The 15,297-nt window shown below is 71.5% G+C and carries 13 protein-coding genes and 1 tRNA gene; 7 read left to right on the top strand and 7 right to left on the bottom strand.

Annotated features, from left to right (window positions below):
* Positions 1-40: 40 nt before the first annotated feature.
* Together glmU and KCQ71_RS10980 are read right to left on the bottom strand one after the other, a co-directional pair.
* The gene (glmU, locus tag KCQ71_RS10975) at positions 41-1,594 is read right to left on the bottom strand and encodes a bifunctional UDP-N-acetylglucosamine diphosphorylase/glucosamine-1-phosphate N-acetyltransferase GlmU (RefSeq protein ID WP_223405735.1); all 1,554 of its coding nucleotides are present in this window, start codon (positions 1,592-1,594) and stop codon (positions 41-43) included.
* Between the two features lie 58 nt (positions 1,595-1,652).
* Positions 1,653-1,724: transfer RNA gene (locus tag KCQ71_RS10980), tRNA-Gln, on the bottom strand.
* Between the two features lie 141 nt (positions 1,725-1,865).
* Here KCQ71_RS10980 and KCQ71_RS10985 point away from each other — a divergent pair.
* From KCQ71_RS10985 to KCQ71_RS11005, 5 genes are all read left to right on the top strand, one after another.
* Positions 1,866-2,486, top strand: coding sequence for a TetR/AcrR family transcriptional regulator (locus KCQ71_RS10985; RefSeq protein WP_223405901.1), 621 nt, complete (start codon positions 1,866-1,868; stop codon positions 2,484-2,486).
* 88 nt (positions 2,487-2,574) lie between these two features.
* Positions 2,575-3,507, top strand: coding sequence for an ABC transporter ATP-binding protein (locus tag KCQ71_RS10990; RefSeq protein WP_223405737.1), 933 nt, complete (start codon positions 2,575-2,577; stop codon positions 3,505-3,507).
* Positions 3,504-4,688: an ABC transporter permease gene (locus tag KCQ71_RS10995; RefSeq protein ID WP_223405739.1), complete on the top strand. Its 1,185-nt coding sequence runs from the start codon at positions 3,504-3,506 to the stop codon at positions 4,686-4,688. Before KCQ71_RS10990 ends, KCQ71_RS10995 begins: the two co-directional genes overlap by 4 nt.
* Positions 4,689-4,776: 88 nt before the next feature.
* Positions 4,777-5,271: a MarR family winged helix-turn-helix transcriptional regulator gene (locus KCQ71_RS11000; RefSeq protein WP_154795398.1), complete on the top strand. Its 495-nt coding sequence runs from the start codon at positions 4,777-4,779 to the stop codon at positions 5,269-5,271.
* 172 nt (positions 5,272-5,443) lie between these two features.
* A complete protein-coding gene (locus tag KCQ71_RS11005) occupies positions 5,444-7,222 on the top strand; it encodes an ABC-F family ATP-binding cassette domain-containing protein (RefSeq protein ID WP_223405741.1) in 1,779 nt (592 codons plus the stop codon).
* A gap of 10 nt (positions 7,223-7,232) precedes the next feature.
* On the opposite strand, the gene KCQ71_RS11010 is transcribed toward KCQ71_RS11005, so the two are convergent.
* Positions 7,233-9,446, bottom strand: a complete 2,214-nt coding sequence (locus tag KCQ71_RS11010; RefSeq protein ID WP_223405743.1) for an MMPL family transporter — start codon at positions 9,444-9,446, stop codon at positions 7,233-7,235.
* Between the two features lie 139 nt (positions 9,447-9,585).
* Here KCQ71_RS11010 and KCQ71_RS11015 point away from each other — a divergent pair, with 139 nt between their 5' ends.
* Positions 9,586-10,260 carry a TetR/AcrR family transcriptional regulator gene (locus KCQ71_RS11015; RefSeq protein WP_223405745.1) on the top strand — a complete coding sequence of 225 codons (675 nt, stop codon included), beginning with the start codon at positions 9,586-9,588 and terminating at the stop codon, positions 10,258-10,260.
* Here KCQ71_RS11015 and KCQ71_RS11020 read toward each other — a convergent pair.
* Entirely contained in the window at positions 10,257-10,811 is a 555-nt protein-coding gene (locus KCQ71_RS11020) for a MarR family winged helix-turn-helix transcriptional regulator (protein WP_223405747.1), read from the bottom strand. The genes KCQ71_RS11015 and KCQ71_RS11020 overlap by 4 nt on opposite strands.
* A gap of 134 nt (positions 10,812-10,945) precedes the next feature.
* On the opposite strand from KCQ71_RS11020, the gene KCQ71_RS11025 reads away from it, so the two are divergent.
* On the top strand, positions 10,946-11,878 hold the full coding sequence (locus tag KCQ71_RS11025) for an NADP-dependent oxidoreductase (RefSeq protein ID WP_223405749.1): 933 nt from the start codon (positions 10,946-10,948) through the stop codon (positions 11,876-11,878).
* Positions 11,879-11,896: 18 nt separating this feature from the next.
* Here KCQ71_RS11025 and KCQ71_RS11030 read toward each other — a convergent pair whose 3' ends face one another.
* The 3 genes from KCQ71_RS11030 to KCQ71_RS11040 form a co-directional block, all read right to left on the bottom strand.
* Positions 11,897-12,829: a 4-(cytidine 5'-diphospho)-2-C-methyl-D-erythritol kinase gene (locus KCQ71_RS11030; protein WP_223405751.1), complete on the bottom strand. Its 933-nt coding sequence runs from the start codon at positions 12,827-12,829 to the stop codon at positions 11,897-11,899.
* Positions 12,822-13,715, bottom strand: coding sequence for a 16S rRNA (adenine(1518)-N(6)/adenine(1519)-N(6))-dimethyltransferase RsmA (rsmA, locus tag KCQ71_RS11035; protein WP_223405753.1), 894 nt, complete (start codon positions 13,713-13,715; stop codon positions 12,822-12,824). Before rsmA ends, KCQ71_RS11030 begins: the two co-directional genes overlap by 8 nt.
* Positions 13,716-13,805: 90 nt before the next feature.
* Positions 13,806-15,275 (bottom strand): resuscitation-promoting factor, encoded by a 1,470-nt coding sequence (locus KCQ71_RS11040; protein WP_223405755.1) that lies wholly within the window; start codon positions 15,273-15,275, stop codon positions 13,806-13,808.
* Between the last annotated feature and the right edge of the window lie 22 nt (positions 15,276-15,297).

Here is a 15,297-nt window from a genome sequence, read left to right on the forward strand (position 1 = left end):
CGATCGTGGCTCCTCGCGCCTCGTGGGGGGATTGTTGTGCTCAGGACGTGGCGCCGCGCTCGCGCTCGGCGCGGGCCTGCGGGGAGAGCGACTCGGCCGCCGGGTGGCCGGCCGCGGTGGCGGCCTCGGCTGCGGGCGTGCCCGGCCGGCGGCTGGTCACCCAGCCCTCGATGTTGCGCTGCGATCCCTGGCTGACGGCGAGCGCCCCCGGCGGGACGTCCCGCCGCACCACGGTGCCGGCACCGGAGTAGGCGCCGTCCCCCACGGTGACGGGTGCCACGAACATGTTGTCCGCGCCGGTCCGGGCGTGCGAGCCGATCACGGTGCGGTGCTTGCGCACGCCGTCGTAGTTCACGGTGACGCTCGCGGCGCCGACGTTCGAGTCGTGGCCGATCGTGGCGTCCCCGATGTAGGACAGGTGCGGCACCTTCGAGCGCTCCCCGATCTCGGAGTTCTTCACCTCGACGAACGTGCCGATCTTGCCCTCGGCGCCGAGGATCGCACCGGGGCGCAGGTAGGCGAACGGGCCAACACTGGCACCGTCGCCGATCTGGGACTCGGACCCGTGCGTGCGGACCACGCTCGCGTTCTCGCCGACCTGCACGTCCCGCAGCGTCGTGTCCGGGCCGATCGTGGCGCCGGCGCCGATCTGGGTGGCCCCGTGCAGCTGGGTGCCCGGCAGCAGCGTGACGTCCGGGGCGAGCTCGACGTCGGCGTCCACCCAGGTGCTGGCCGGGTCCACCACGGTGACGCCGGCGCGCATCCAGTCCGTGAGGATCCGGCGGTTCAGCTCGGCGCCGAGCGTGGCGAGCTGGACCCGGTCGTTGACACCCTCGACGAGCAGCGAGTCCTCGGCGATCACGGCCCGCACGTGGTGGCCGTCCTCCCGGGCGATGGCGATCACGTCGGTCAGGTAGACCTCGCCCTGGGCGTTGTCACGGCCGAGGCGGCCGAGCGCGTTCCGGAGCACGGCCGCGTCCATGACGTACACGGCACTGTTGATCTCGTCGATCTCCGCCTGCTCGGCCGTCGTGTCCTTCTGTTCCACGATCCCGACGACGTCGCCCGTGCCGTCCTCACGGACGATCCGTCCGTAGCCGGTCGGGTCGGGCACGACCGTGGTCAGCACGGTCACGGCGTTGCCGTCCTCGAGGTGGGCCTCCAGGAGCGCAGCGAGGGTGCCGGTGTCCAGGAGCGGCACGTCGCCGGCGACGATCACGACCGGGCCGGCCAGGCCCTCACCCGCCCCACCCAGCGGTGCCGGGCCGTCGGAGTCCGCGACGGTACGGCTCTGCGCGGCGGCGTCGGCAACCGCCATCGCGCACTGCGCCGCGCGGCCCGTGCCCGGGATCTCGTCCTGGTCGGCGATCAGCACCTCGGGGTCGAACTCCTGCACATGGGCGGCGACCAGGTCGCGCTCGTGGCGCACGACCACCACGAGGTGTTCGGGGTCCAGGCCCCGGGAGCTGGCGATCGCGTGGCCCACGAGGGATCGCCCACCGATGCTGTGCAGCACCTTCGGGGTAGCGGATTTCATCCGGGTGCCCTGACCTGCGGCGAGTACGAGGACGGCGGCGGGACGCTTCAGGCTCACGCGCCCACTGTAGCCGCGGCAACGGACCCGCCACGCCGCAGCCGCACGCCACCGGCGGCTCCGCCCCCAGGATTCGAACCCGGACCACACGGCACCAAAGGCCGGCGTGCTGCCATTACACCAGGGCGGAACGGGCCTGCGCCGACGAGGATCCGCGGGCGAAGACCGGGGACCAGTCTGCCAAACTTCCTGACGTGCTCCATCACGCCCGCAGGCCGCACGGCATGATGGGCTCATGGCCGACACCCCGCGACGCCCCAGCCGCCCCCGGATGACCGGCAGCGAGCGCCGCGAGCAACTCCTCGGGGTCTCCCGGTCATTGTTCGCCGAGCGTGGCTTCGAGGGCACCAGCGTCGAGGAGATCGCAGCCCGTGCGAAGGTCTCCAAGCCGGTGGTCTACGAGCACTTCGGCGGCAAGGAGGGTGTGTACGCCGTCATCGTCGACCGTGAGGTGCAGACCCTGCTCACCGCGCTGATCGGACCGCTGAAGCGAGGCGGCCACCCGCGGGTCACCGTGGAGGCCACCGCCCTGGCGCTCCTCGACTACATCGAGAAGAACACGGACGGGTTCCGGATCCTGGTGCGCGACTCCCCCGTGGCGCAGGCCACCGGGACGTTCTCCTCGCTGATCGGGGACGTCGCCACCCAGGTGGAGTCGGTGCTGGCGGATCAGTTCCGGCGGCAGGGCTTCGACCCGGCGAACGCCCCGATGTACGCGCAGATGCTGGTGGGCATGATCGCGCTGACCGGACAGTGGTGGCTGGAGGCGCGTTCGCCGGACAAGCAGGTGGTGGCCGCGCACCTGGTGAACCTCGCCTGGAACGGCCTGCGTGCCCTCGAGGTGGAGCCGCGGCTGACCCCGGCGGCGGTCCGGCGACGTCAGGGAGGCTGACCGCACGGTTGGCAATGGGTAAGGCACGCCTTTCCCGGGTGCGCTAGCGTCGGAACGACCCACCTCACCGACCGGAGGATCCGGCCCTGTGGCAACCCTCGAGATCGACCACCTGAACAAGAGTTACGGAACGCTCCGTGCTCTGAAGGACATGACGTTCTCCGTGGAGTCCGGCGAGATCTTCGGCTTCGTCGGCTCGAACGGCGCCGGGAAGACCACCACGATGCGGATCGCCCTCGGCGTGCTCCGCCCCGACTCCGGCGAGGTGCGCTGGGACGGGCGCCCGCTCGACCTCCAGATGCGCCGCCGGGTCGGCTACATGCCGGAGGAGCGCGGCCTGTACCCGAAGATGAAGGTGGCCGAGCAGCTCACCTACCTGGCCCGCCTGCACGGCATGTCCGCCGCGGACGCACGCACCGCCGTCGACCATTGGACCGAGGTACTCGGGGTGGCCGCCCGGCGCGGCGACGAGGTGCAGAAGCTCTCGCTCGGGAACCAGCAGCGGGTACAGCTGGCCGCCGCACTCGTGCATGATCCGCAGGTCCTGGTCCTCGACGAGCCGTTCTCCGGCCTGGACCCGGTCGCCGTGGACGTCATGAGCGGCGTGCTCCACGAGCGCGCCGCCGCCGGTGTTCCCACGGTGTTCTCCTCACACCAGCTCGACCTGGTCGAGCGGCTCTGCGACCGGGTCGGCATCGTCCGCGGTGGCGAGATGGTGGCGCTGGGCACCATCGACGAGCTGCGCACCACCGACTTCTCACGCTGGCGGGTGGTGGCGCCGGACGCCCCACCCGGATGGGCGGATGCGATACCGCACACCACGGTGCTGGACGTCGACGGCGCAGCAACGGTCCTCGAGCTGACCTCACCTGCGGCGGGGGCCGAGCAGGCGATCCTGCAGGCGGCGCTGGCGCACTCCCCCGTGCGGGAGTTCACGCAGGTGCGCCCCACCCTGACCGACCTGTTCCGGCACGTGGTCTCCGCCGACGAGACCCCAGCCACCGAGGAGAATGCCGCGTGAACGTCGTCTGGCAGGTCGCCGCCCGCGAGGTCCGTACCCGTCTGTTCGCGAAGGCGACCATCATCTCCACCCTCGTGGTGCTGGTGCTGATCGTCGCCGGTGTGGTCGCGGTCAAGATCATCGGTGACAACGACGCGGTCTCCGAGGGCGAGCAGGTGGGCATCGCGGCCGAGACCTCGGAGCTGAGTCCCGCGCTGATGGCGGCAGCGGAGGCTGCCGGCTACCCGATCGTCCTCAGCGAGACCACCTCCGGCGACGCCACCACGGCGATCAACGACGGCGACCTGGCCGCGTTCGTCTCCGGGGACCCGCAGGCCCCGGTGCTGCTCGTCGAGGACTCCCCCGCTCCGGAACTGCTGACCGCACTGACGACCGCGGCGCAGCAGTACGTGATGTCGAGTGCGATCACCGAACTGGACGGGGATCCGTCCCAGATCGGCGCCGACGTCGCGGCGGCGGCGCCGACCGTCCAGGCGCTGTCCACGGATGAGTCGGAGTTCGACCCGTACGCGTTCATCGTGGCCATGGTCACCTGCGCGCTGCTGCTGTTCACGCTCCTGCAGAGCGGCTCACTGATCGCGATGGGCGTGGTGGAGGAGAAGGTGAGCCGGGTCGTGGAGATCCTGCTCGCCACGATCCGGCCGGCCCAGCTGATGGGCGGCAAGGTGCTCGGCATCGGGATCGTCGGCCTCGTGCAGCTGTTGGTCTTCGGGGGCGCCGCCGCGATCGCCGCCGCAGCCACCGGTCTGCTCGAAGGCGTGGACCTGAACCTCGGCAGCGCGTTCGTCTGGATGCTGGTCTGGTTCTTCCTCGGCTTCGCCCTGTACGCCGTGCTGTTCGGCGGGTTCGCGGCCCTGGTGTCCCGGCAGGAGGACATCGGTGCGGTGACCACCCCGATGATCTTCGGGATGATGGCGCCGTTCTACCTCGCCATCTACCTGGTCCCGAGCCTCCCGGACTCGCCCGTGGTGCGGATCCTGTCCCAGGTCCCGTTCTTCGCCCCGTTCATGATGCCGGTACGGCAGGCATTCGACTCGGTCGAGGTCTGGGAGCTCGCGCTCTCGATCGCGCTCTGCGTCGCCTTCGTGCCGCTGCTGGTGTGGCTGGCGGGCCGGGTCTACTCGCGGGCCGTCCTGAACACCGGTGGCCGGATGAAGCTCAAGGACGCCCTGGCCCGCTGAGCCGCCGGCCCTCACGGAGCCAGGTCGGGCTCGGGCTCCTCGGTTCGGCGCGCCCGGGAAGTCTCTCGATATCGAGTAATCTCTGGACATGACCGGACACGACGAGGTCGATCGGATCGTCGAGGCGTGGGAGCGTGAGCGCCCCGACCTCGACGTGGACCCGTTGCGAGTGTTCTCCCGGGTCTCCCGGCTGTCCCGACACCTCGATCTGGCCCGCCGGGCCGCGTTCGCCGAGCACGGGCTCGAGGTCTGGGAGTTCGACGTGCTGTCGGCGCTGCGTCGTGCCGGCGCCCCCTACGAGCTCACCCCCGGCACCCTGCTCACCCAGACCCTCGTCTCCTCGGGCACCATGACGAACCGGATCGACCGGCTCGTCGACCACGGCCTGGTACTGAGGCACTCCGGGCCCGGGGACCGCCGGGTGGTGCTGGTCCGGCTGACGCAGCGCGGGCAGGAGATCGTGGACGCGGCCATGACCGACCTGCTCGCCCGCGAGGCGGCGCTCCTCGAGCGGCTGCGCCCGGACGAGAGCGCCGAACTCGCAGCGACGCTGCGCACCCTGCTCACGCCGTTCGAGAGCTGACGCCGACCTTCCCAGGCCGGCCCCCGCCGTCGCCTCCTCCCCTCCTCACCCTGCCGTCCCTCCCCACCGAGCTCCGGCGGCCCAGCGCGCAGTTCCCCCCCTCCCCGGCGGCCGTTGGAACGTGGCAACCGCGCGTTCGGCGGCAGGCTCGGGCGCGTCTACTCTTGACCCGATGGCGCATCTCCTGGGGGCCGAGGCCCTCCACCTCGAATATCCGACTCGGGTCGTGTTCGACTCGGTGACCGCCGGGATCGACGAGGGCGACCGGATCGGGATCGTCGGTCGCAACGGCGACGGCAAGTCGAGCCTGCTCGGCATGCTCGCCGGGCGGATCCAGCCCGACGGCGGCCGGGTCACGAGGCGCGGTGGCGTGCGGATGGCGGTGCTCGACCAGGGCGACACCCTCGACCCCGCGCTGACCGTGGGCGCGTCGATCGTCGGGACGCGGCCCGAGCACGAGTGGGCGGGCGATGCCCGGGTGCGGGACGTCATCGCGGGTCTGGTCTCGGACATCGGGTGGGACGCGACGGTGGGTTCGCTCAGCGGTGGGCAGCGGCGCCGGGTCGCGCTGGCCGCGCTGCTCGTCGACGACTGGGACATCGTCGCGCTCGACGAGCCGACCAACCACCTCGACGTCGAGGGCATCACCTGGCTGGCCGGGCACCTGCGTACCCGGTGGGCGCCGAACGCCGGCGGGCTGCTCGTGGTCACCCACGACCGCTGGTTCCTCGATGAGGTGGCGACCGCCACGTGGGAGGTCCACGACCGGATCGTGGAACCGTTCGAGGGCGGCTACGCGGCGTACGTGCTCCAGCGCGTCGAGCGGGACCGGCAGGCCGCCTCCGTCGAGAGCAAGCGGCAGAACCTGATGCGCAAGGAACTGGCCTGGCTGCGCCGCGGCCCGCCGGCCCGGACGTCGAAGCCGAAGTTCCGCATCGACGCCGCCAACCAGCTGATCGAGGACGTGCCTCCGATCCGCGACCGGGTGGCGCTGTCCCGGCTGGCGACCGCCCGCCTGGGCAAGGACGTCGTCGACCTGCTCGACGTGTCCGTGGCCTACGGCGACAAGCCGGTGCTGCGCGGCATCGAGTGGCGGATCGCCCCGGGTGAACGCACCGCGATCCTCGGGGCGAACGGTGCGGGCAAGTCGACCCTGCTGGCCGTGATCGCCGGCACCCTGCAGCCCGACTCGGGCCGGGTCAAGCGCGGGAAGACCGTGCAGCTGGCGATGCTCGACCAGCAGTTCACCGAACTCGCGGAGATCGGCGGGGACCGGGTCCGTGACGTCCTCGCCCGGACCAAGACCACCTACCTGGTGGACGGCAAGGAGATGACGCCGGCCCAGCTGCTGGAGCGACTGGGCTTCGCCCGGGAGCACCTGTCCGCCCGCGTCGGCGAGCTGTCCGGCGGCCAGAAGCGGCGACTGCAGTTCCTCCTGATCCTGCTCTCGGAGCCGAACGTGCTCGTGCTCGACGAGCCCACCAACGACGTGGACACGGACATGCTCGCGGCCATGGAGGACGTGCTGGACTCCTGGCCCGGCACGCTCATCGTGGTCTCCCACGACCGGTACCTGCTGGAGCGGATCACGGACCAGCAGTACGCCATCATCGACGGCCGGCTGCGGCACCTGCCCGGCGGGGTGGACGAGTACCTGCGACTGCGCGAGCACCGGGAGCAGGCAGCGTCGGCCGACCAGCCGGCGGCGCGTCCTGGGGGCGGTGGCCAGAGCGGAGCGCAACTGCGCGCGACGCAGAAGGAGCTCGCATCGGTCGAACGGCGGCTCGCGAAACTGCAGGCGCAGATCGACACCACCCGCACCGCACTTGCCGACCACGATCACTCCGACTACGTGGGCCTCGCCGCCGAGACGGAGCGGATCCGCACCCTGGAGGCGGAGCTGACCGAGCTCGAGAACCGGTGGTACGAGCTCAGCGAACTCGTCGAGTAGTGGGACACCACTAGCCAAGGGCCGGGGACGCGGATTCCTCACGGAGGCCGAATCGGCGGAAGACCGGCGTGAGGAACGCAGGCGCCCACCAGTTGGCGTCTCCGGCGAGGCGCATGAGGGCGGGGACGAGAATGCCGCGAATGACGGTCGCGTCGACGACGATCGCGACGGCGACACCGATGCCGATCATCTGCAGGTACATGACCGACCCGGTCGCGTAGACGCCGAACGAGACTGCGAGGGTGACGGCCGCCGCGGTGATGAGCGGGGCGCTGCGCTGCAGGCCCGCGAGCACGGCACGGTCGTTGTCCCCCGTGCGTTCGTACTCCTCCCGGATGCGGGACACCATGAACACCTCGTAGTCCATCGAGAGCCCGTAGACGACGCAGAACATCAGGATCGGGAAGGCCGGGTCGAGGGTGCCGATCGGCGTGAAGCCGATCACGTCCGCGAGGAAGCCGTTCTGGAACACCGCGGTCAGCACGCCGAACATCACCCCGACGCTGAGCAGGTTCAGCACCGTGGCCTTGAGCGGGATCAGCAGGCTTCCGGTGAGGAGGAACAGCAGCACGAAGGTGACGAGCAGGATGAGGCCGGCGATGAGCGGAAGCCGCTCCAGCAGAGCTTCCCGGAAGTCGACGAGCTGGGCCGGGTAGCCGCCCACCAGGACCTGTTCGAACGGGCTCCCCAACGAGCGCACCTCGCCGACGATCCGATCCGCGTCGTCGTCGAGATCGGCGCGCACCGGAACCGCCTCGAGACGCTGCCGGTGCCCGGACTCGAGCCGTTCGTCACCGTCCCCGACCCTGGTCCCATCGACGTAGACGCCGACCGCGGAGTTCACCTGGGCGACCCCGTCGATACGGGACATCTCGGCGGCATAGACCTCCACCTCTGCGTCCGCGGGTGCCCCGGCACCGGTCTGGACCACCTGGAGCGCATCGTTGGCCTCGGCACCGAAGTCGGCACGCAACTGCTCATAGGTGGCGCGCACCGAGGATCCCTGAGCGAGCACTCGATCGTCGGGGACGCCGATCTGTACGCCGAGGGCGGGAGCGGCCAGGGCGAGCAGCGCGAGCAGGGCTACCCCGCCCCAGATCACCGGTCGGCGCATGACCCGCTGACCGAGCCGGTACCAGCGGCCCTGCTCGATCGGCATCTGCGCGGGGACCGTGACACCCCTGCGCGTCATCCGTTCACCCAGGACCGCGAGCGCAGCGGGGAGGATGACGAGCGCCCCGACGGCGGCCGTGATCACGGTGAGCACGCCGGCGAAGGCGAAGGAGCGCAGGAACGGGAACGGCAGCGCGAGTAGGACCGCGACCGAGGCGGCCACCGTCAGTCCGCTGAAGACCACCGTGCGGCCGGCCGTGTTGAGCGTCTCCCGCAGGGCCAGGCGGACGGTCGCACCTCGGGCGAGCGCCTCACGGAACCGGGAGATCACGAACATGCTGTAGTCCACCCCGAGCCCGATGCCCATGACGAGCACGATGTTGGAGGCGAAGCTCGCGATCTCGACCACGGCGGTGAGCGCCCGCAGCCCGGCCAGCGTCGCGATCACCGAGAACAGGCCCACACCGAGTGTGAGCAGCGCCGAACTGACGCGTCGGTAGATGAGCACGAGCAGGACGAGCATGAGCGGGATGATGATGAGCTCCGCCCGCACGAAGTCCTGCGTGGCCTGGGCGCTGATCTGCGTCGAGGCCGCCTCCGAGCCCGCCACCTGCACGGTGATCGCCGCGTCCTGGCGGGTGTAGTCCGGGATGTACTCGGCGATGGCCGCACGAGCGTGGGTCGCATCACCGGTCACGTGGGCGAGCACCAGAGCCGAGGCGCCGTCGTCGCTGCGTAACGTGGCATCGCCACCCAGCGACCAGTACGACCACACATCGCCCACGGCGTCCTCGCGGGACAACTCGTCGGCGACGACCGTCGCGGACTCCACCACGGCCGCATCGTCGACGTCGCCGTCCACGGCCGTGATCAGGAGGATCAGGTTGGAGTTGCCGGTGGCGAACTCCTCCCGCAGCACCTCCTGCGCTGCGACTGACTCACTCCCGGCCGCCTCCCAGCGATTCAGCACGAACGATGACAGTGCGCCGGCGGCGACCGCGACGAGTCCGGTGAGCACGACGAGCGCGCCGATCAGCACCGGCCAGCGGCGGCGATAGGTCACCTCGCCGAGGCGTTCGAGGACGGTGTCGGACGGCGGTGCCACGGTCACGGGGTCTCCAGTGGTCTCTGGGCGGCGCTCGGGCAGACGATGCCGGCGTCCAGCCCTGCTAACGTTGTACGAGCAGATGCTCGTGTTCTAAAATACGAGCAGATGCTCGTGTTGTCTAGGCTTCGGGAGGCGAGGATTCATGGCGAGCCAGAACGCGGTCACCGAAGGCACGCCTGCGCGGCCGCGCCGACAGGCCCGCGGTCAGCAGCGGATCGAGGAGATCCTGCACGCCGCCGCCGCCGTCTTCGGCGAGCAGGGCTACGACGCGACCACCACCAATTCGATCGCCAAGCGGGCGGGGATCTCACCGGGCTCGCTGTACCAGTTCTTCAAGAACAAGGACGACATCGCCCGCGCCCTGGCCGAGCACTACGCCACCCAGCTCACCGCTCTACGCGCGGGAGTGTTCACGATCGAGAACCTCGACGGCGCCGGCCTCGAGGACACCGTCGATGCCGTGCTCGGGCCGCTCGTGGCCTTCAACCTGGCCCACCCGGGCTTCAAGGCGCTCTTCGCCAGGACGGACATGCCCGCCGGGCTCCGCGACGCCGTCACCCCCATCCAGGTGACGATCCATCACCGCGTGGCCGACCTCATCGCTCACTTCATGCCGGACCGCGCGCTGGACGACATCGCTCGCATCGCGACCGTCTCCATCCAGCTCGTGCGCGGTATGACACCGCTGATCACCGAGGCGGACGGACCGGAACGAGACGCTTTGACAGCGGAGCTCCGCACCGCCGTCATCAGTTACCTGAGCCAGCAGGTGGCCCGAGTCCCGCAGCACACCCGTCCTCGAGCAGCGCGAGCCTAGGCCTGCGCCGGCCCGCCGGCCTCGCCGCTGACCGGAGCCCTGCTCGGGGAGCGCCGGGCCGCCGCGGACCGGGGCGGCTCGGCCCGCATGTGGTCCCGGACGCGGGCCATCATCTCTGCGAGCCGCCGCACGTCGTCGTCGGAGAGCTGATCGAGCAGGCTCCGGCGGACGACGTCGATATGGCCGGGCAGCACCCGGGAGATCACGGCGACCCCCTCGTCCGTGATCGTGACCACGACGGCCCGTTCGTCCTGCTCGCTCGGCGCCCGCGTGACCAGGCCGGCCTTCTCGAGCAGGCCGGCCTGGTAGGTCAAGCCGCTACGGCTGTGGACCAGCCCGTCCGCCAGTTCGGTCATCGTGGCCCGGCCGTCGCCCGACGCGAGCCGCATCAGGATCTGGAACTGCACGCCGCTGAGATCGCCCTCGCCGCGCAGGTGCCGCTCCACGCGGTGCTGGAGCAGGCTCGCCGCTTCCGTCAGCGCGAAGTACGCCTGTAGCCGCTCGGGTTCGAGCGGCTCGGCTCCGCTGAGGTCGATCAGTGGCCCTGTCATGAGTGCCCATCGTACGGATGCGCTGCGGATTCGAAGCACCGACCACCGTGACGCGGGGGGGTTGTGCTTCGAACTCGAAGCATATACGGTTGCCACGACATTGCTACCAATTCGAAGCATCTGGAGGAAACATCATGAAGGCAGTCCGATTCCACTCCCACGGCGACAGCAGCGTGCTGCGCTACGAGGACGCCGCGACGCCCACCGCGGCACCGGGGCAGGTGGTCATCCGCGTGGCCGGGACATCGTTCAACTTCCTGGACGTCGCGATCCGGCTCGGTGCGATGGCGGACGTCATGCCCGTCACGTTGCCGCACATCCCAGGCATCGACGTCGCCGGCGTGGTGACCGAGGTTGGCGACGGCGTGTCCGGCTGGAGCGCCGGCGACGCGGTCATCGCGTTCCTGCCGGCCACGGACGACGGCGCGGCTGCGGAGTACGTCGCCGTGCCGGCGGCCATCCTCGCCCGAGCTCCCCACTCGGTCGCGCTCGCCGACTCCGCGACGCTGCCGGTCGGCGGGCTGACGGCGCGGCAGGCACTGTTCGACCACGCCGGCCTGACGTCCGGGCAGCGCATCCTGGTCAACGGGGCCGGTGGCGGGGTGGGTGGCTACGCCGTCCAGCTCGCCGCAGCGACCGGCGCCAAGGTGACTGCGACCGCGAGCCCACGGAGCGCCGAACGCGTCCGAGCCCAGGGCGCGGAACGCGTCGTCGACTACACCGAGACGTCGGTCGAAGACGCCCTGGCCGGCGACCGGTTCGACGTGGTGCTGCACCTGGTGCGCACCAGCCCCGAGGAGGCCGCACGCCTCATCGACCTGGTCGCGGACGGCGGCACGTTCGTCAGCACGACGACGCCCGGACCGGCCGATCCCGGCCGCGGCATCCACGTCCAGCAGGTCTTCGTCCGCAGCGACGCCGACCAGCTGACCGAACTCGTCGCACGCGTCGACGCCGGAGAGCTCACCGTCGACGTCGCCGAACGCCATGCCCTCAGCGAGTTGGCCGCCGTGCAGGACCGCGCCGTGGCCGGCCAGCTGCTGGGCAAGACCATCCTCACCCCCTGAGCGACGCGAGCGCCGCCACTACTCGGAGTCGCGCACCGACTCCACCAGCCGGGCCCCGTGCGCCGGGCCGCTCACCACGAGCACCTCGTCCGCCACGTCGGCGCGCTCGACCGCGGCGGCGATGGCGAGCGCGGCCGCGTGGTCCGGCGCCAGCGCGGCCACGGTGGGGCCCGATCCGGAGACGAGTGCGCGCAGGGCGCTCGTGTCGTCGAATGCCTTGAACACGTCGCGCAGCCGCGGCTGCAGCTCGATCGCGGCGATCTGCAGGTCGTTGCGCAGGTGCCCGGCGAGCCGCCGCGGATCCCCCGCCACCAGGGCCTGCATCAGAGCGTCGGAGATCCGGGGCGCGAGCCGGGCGCCCGAGTTCAGCTGGTCCCAGGCACGGAACACCTCGGGGGTGGTCAGCCCGTCCTCGATGATCGCGAGCACCCAGTGGAACCGGCCGCGAGCCAGGGCCGGGGTGAGCGCGTCACCACGTCCGAGCCCGACGGCGGTCTGCCCGGTGAGCGCGAACGGTACGTCGGCGCCGAGCTCGGCGGCGAGGTGACCGAGCTCCTCCCGGGCGAGCCCGGTGCCCCAGAGCAGGTCGCACGCGAGCAGCGCCGCGGCGGCGTCTGCGGACCCGCCGCCCATGCCACCGGCCGTGGGTACCCCCTTCGTGATCTGCAGGTGCACGCCGGCGTCGATGCCGGTGGCCTCGGCGAGCAGGGTGGCCGCGCGGTGTGCGAGGTTGCGGGAGTCGGTGGGGACCCGGTCCGCGTGCCGCCCGGTCACGCTGACCCGGATGACCTCGTCCGGGACCGCGAGCACCTCCTCGTACAGCGTGACCGCCTGGAACACGGTGGCCAGCGGGTGATAGCCGTCCTCCCCCTTCGGGCCGACGGCGAGGGACAGGTTGATCTTGCCGGGGGCGCGCACGTGCACGGCGCCAGCCGGGCGCGGTTCAGTCATCGCCTCGGTCCTGGGCCTGCGGCCGGTGCGCGGCGATCGCGGCGAACTGTGTGATGTCCAGCCGCTCGCCGCGGAGCTCGGGGTCCACCCCGGCGGCCCGGATCGCTTCCTCGGCGGCTGCGGCCGAGCCCGCCCAGGACGCCAGAGCCGAGCGCAGCATCTTGCGGCGCTGGGAGAAGGCGGCGTCGATGCAGGCGAACACGGCTGCCCGGTCCACGGTCGCCTCCGGCGGGTCCCGGCGGACCAGACGCACCAGCGCGGAGTCCACGTTCGGCACCGGCCAGAAGATGCTCCGCCCGATGGACCCGGCCCGGGTGGCCTCGGCGTACCAGGCCGCCTTCGCCGACGGAACCCCGTAGGTCCGCGACCCGGGCCCGGCGGCCAGCCGGTCGGCCACCTCGGACTGGACCATCACCAGCACCTCGCGCAGTGTGGGCTGGTGCTCGAGGAACGTGAGCAGCACCGGGACGGCCACGTTGTAGGGCAGGTTGGCCACCATCGCGGTGGGCGCCGTGGGCAGCTCGCGCACGGTCATGGCGTCGGCGCCGATCACCGTGAGCCGGTCCGCGGCGTCCGGCGCGTGCTCGGCGATGGTCCGGGGCAGCCGAGCCGCCAGCACCGGGTCGATCTCGACGGCGGTCACCCGCGCACCGGTCTCCAGCAGGCCGAGCGTGAGGGACCCGAGCCCGGGCCCGACCTCGACGATCGTGTCCGTGGCGCTCACGTCCGCGACGCGGACGATCCGCCGGACCGTGCCGCCGTCGATGACGAAGTTCTGCCCGAGGGTCTTGGTGGGCCGCAGCCCGAGCTCGCCGGCGAGGGCGCGAACGTCCGAGGCCGTCAGCAGCCGCACACCGGAGTCGGCAGGGGCCGCTGGGTCAGTCACGACTGAGAGCCTAGGGGAAAGTCCGCAGAACGCGACGCGGGCCGCCCCTGCTTGTGCAGGGACGGCCCGGGACGGGTCGGTGGATGTGGGTCAGCGCAGGCCGAGCACGCTCGAGCAGTGCGGCCACTGGCCCCAACCGGAGCGCGCTTGGAGGGCTTGCGCGCGCTGGGTCTGCTCGGCCGGGGAGGCCTGGGACGGCAGGCCGGAGCCGCCGACCGACTGCCAGGTGCCCACCGAGAACTGGTAGAGGCCGTGGTAGAGCCCGTTCGAGCTCACGATTGTCGGGTTGCCACCGGACTCACACTGGGCCAGAGCGGCCCAGACGTCGCCACCCACGGTGCTCGCCGGCGGGTCGGGCTCGGTGGAGCCGGAGGAACCGCCGGAGGAGCCACCCGAGGACGGGGCGGGCGCCGGTGGTGCGACCGGTCGCTCGGCTGTGCCCACCTCGGTGATCTCGGCGACCGCGTCGGTGACCTCGGTGCGCAGGAGCTTCGTGGAGACCACCACGCCGTCGACGATCTGGTTGGTGAAGGTCGACGTGGTGACGCCGTCCGCACCCTCCTGGACCACGCGGGACTGGCCGACGTAGAGGTCATCGGTCTCGCGCTCGACGCTCTCGAAGGCGATCGGCGCGGTGGTGACGGAGGGCTCGTAGGACCGACGCGTGATCGTGACCACCGGGGTCCCGTCCTCGCGAGCGGTCACGGCGACCGTGTCCTGCAGGGAGAGGGTGAGCCCGGCCTGCACGAGCGCCTCGTCCAGGGTGGCCTCACCCTCGATCTCGACCGTCGTGCTGGCGCCGTCGACCTCGAACACCACGGGGCCGTCGGTGACGAGCGGGAGCTCGAGCTCGGCGCGGCCGTCAACGGAGCGCGACGCGGTGATCTGGATGTCGCGGCCGGCGCCGGCGACGTCGGCGACGGCCTGCCCGGCCGTGGTCGCGGTGGTCCACAGGTCGGTGGTCTCGCCGTTGACCTCGAACGTGACCTCCTGGGCGGTACGGACCACGACGTCGGAACCGTCGACGAGCGCCTCGTCGAGCGACGGCACGATCAGGTCGTGCTCACCGGTGGTGATGCCCTCCTGCTCGAGCACGCCCGCGATGTCACCCGAGTAGGTGGTCACCGTGCGGATCTCACCGTTGACGTCGACGTCGATGGTCTTGTGGGCCGAGGCGAACACGGCGCCACCGGTCCCCACGACGAGCGCGAAGGCGGCGGCGATCCCGATGATCGCCCGGCGGGACCGGCGACGGGGCTTGGCCCCGGCAGCCGCAGCATCGTGCTCGGAGCCGGACCCGGCGTCATCGGTGTCGAACTCGGCGGTCGTGCCGGCGTCCGGGGTCGCAGAGGCGGCGTAGCCGGCGACCACGTCGTCGAACGAGCCGGCCGGCGCCTCGGCGCCGGTCTCGTCTGCCGCGTCCGCGGCCGCATCGGCCGACGACGCCTCGCCGACGGACGCTGCGCCGTCGGGCTCGACGGCGGAGGTCGCCTCGATCTCGGCCGTCTCGTCGGTCGGCTCTGGGGTGGGCTCGGGTTGCTTCTTGGAGAACAGGCTCACAGACGTCCTAGGTCAGGCGGGT

It is taken from the genome of Occultella gossypii (assembly GCF_019947135.1).
Lineage (GTDB): Bacteria > Actinomycetota > Actinomycetes > Actinomycetales > Beutenbergiaceae > Occultella > Occultella gossypii.

Bases quoted from the DNA above. Each gene is read 5' to 3' on its own strand.
- KCQ71_RS10985 (WP_223405901.1), top strand. From the start codon at position 1,866: ATGACCGGCAGCGAGCGCCGCGAGCAACTCCTCGGGGTCTCCCGGTCA.
- KCQ71_RS11000 (WP_154795398.1), top strand. From the start codon at position 4,777: ATGACCGGACACGACGAGGTCGATCGGATCGTCGAGGCGTGGGAGCGT.
- KCQ71_RS11005 (WP_223405741.1), top strand. From the start codon at position 5,444: ATGGCGCATCTCCTGGGGGCCGAGGCCCTCCACCTCGAATATCCGACT.
- KCQ71_RS11015 (WP_223405745.1), top strand. From the start codon at position 9,586: ATGGCGAGCCAGAACGCGGTCACCGAAGGCACGCCTGCGCGGCCGCGC.
- KCQ71_RS11020 (WP_223405747.1), bottom strand. From the start codon at position 10,811: ATGACAGGGCCACTGATCGACCTCAGCGGAGCCGAGCCGCTCGAACCC.
- KCQ71_RS11025 (WP_223405749.1), top strand. From the start codon at position 10,946: ATGAAGGCAGTCCGATTCCACTCCCACGGCGACAGCAGCGTGCTGCGC.
- KCQ71_RS11030 (WP_223405751.1), bottom strand. From the start codon at position 12,829: ATGACTGAACCGCGCCCGGCTGGCGCCGTGCACGTGCGCGCCCCCGGC.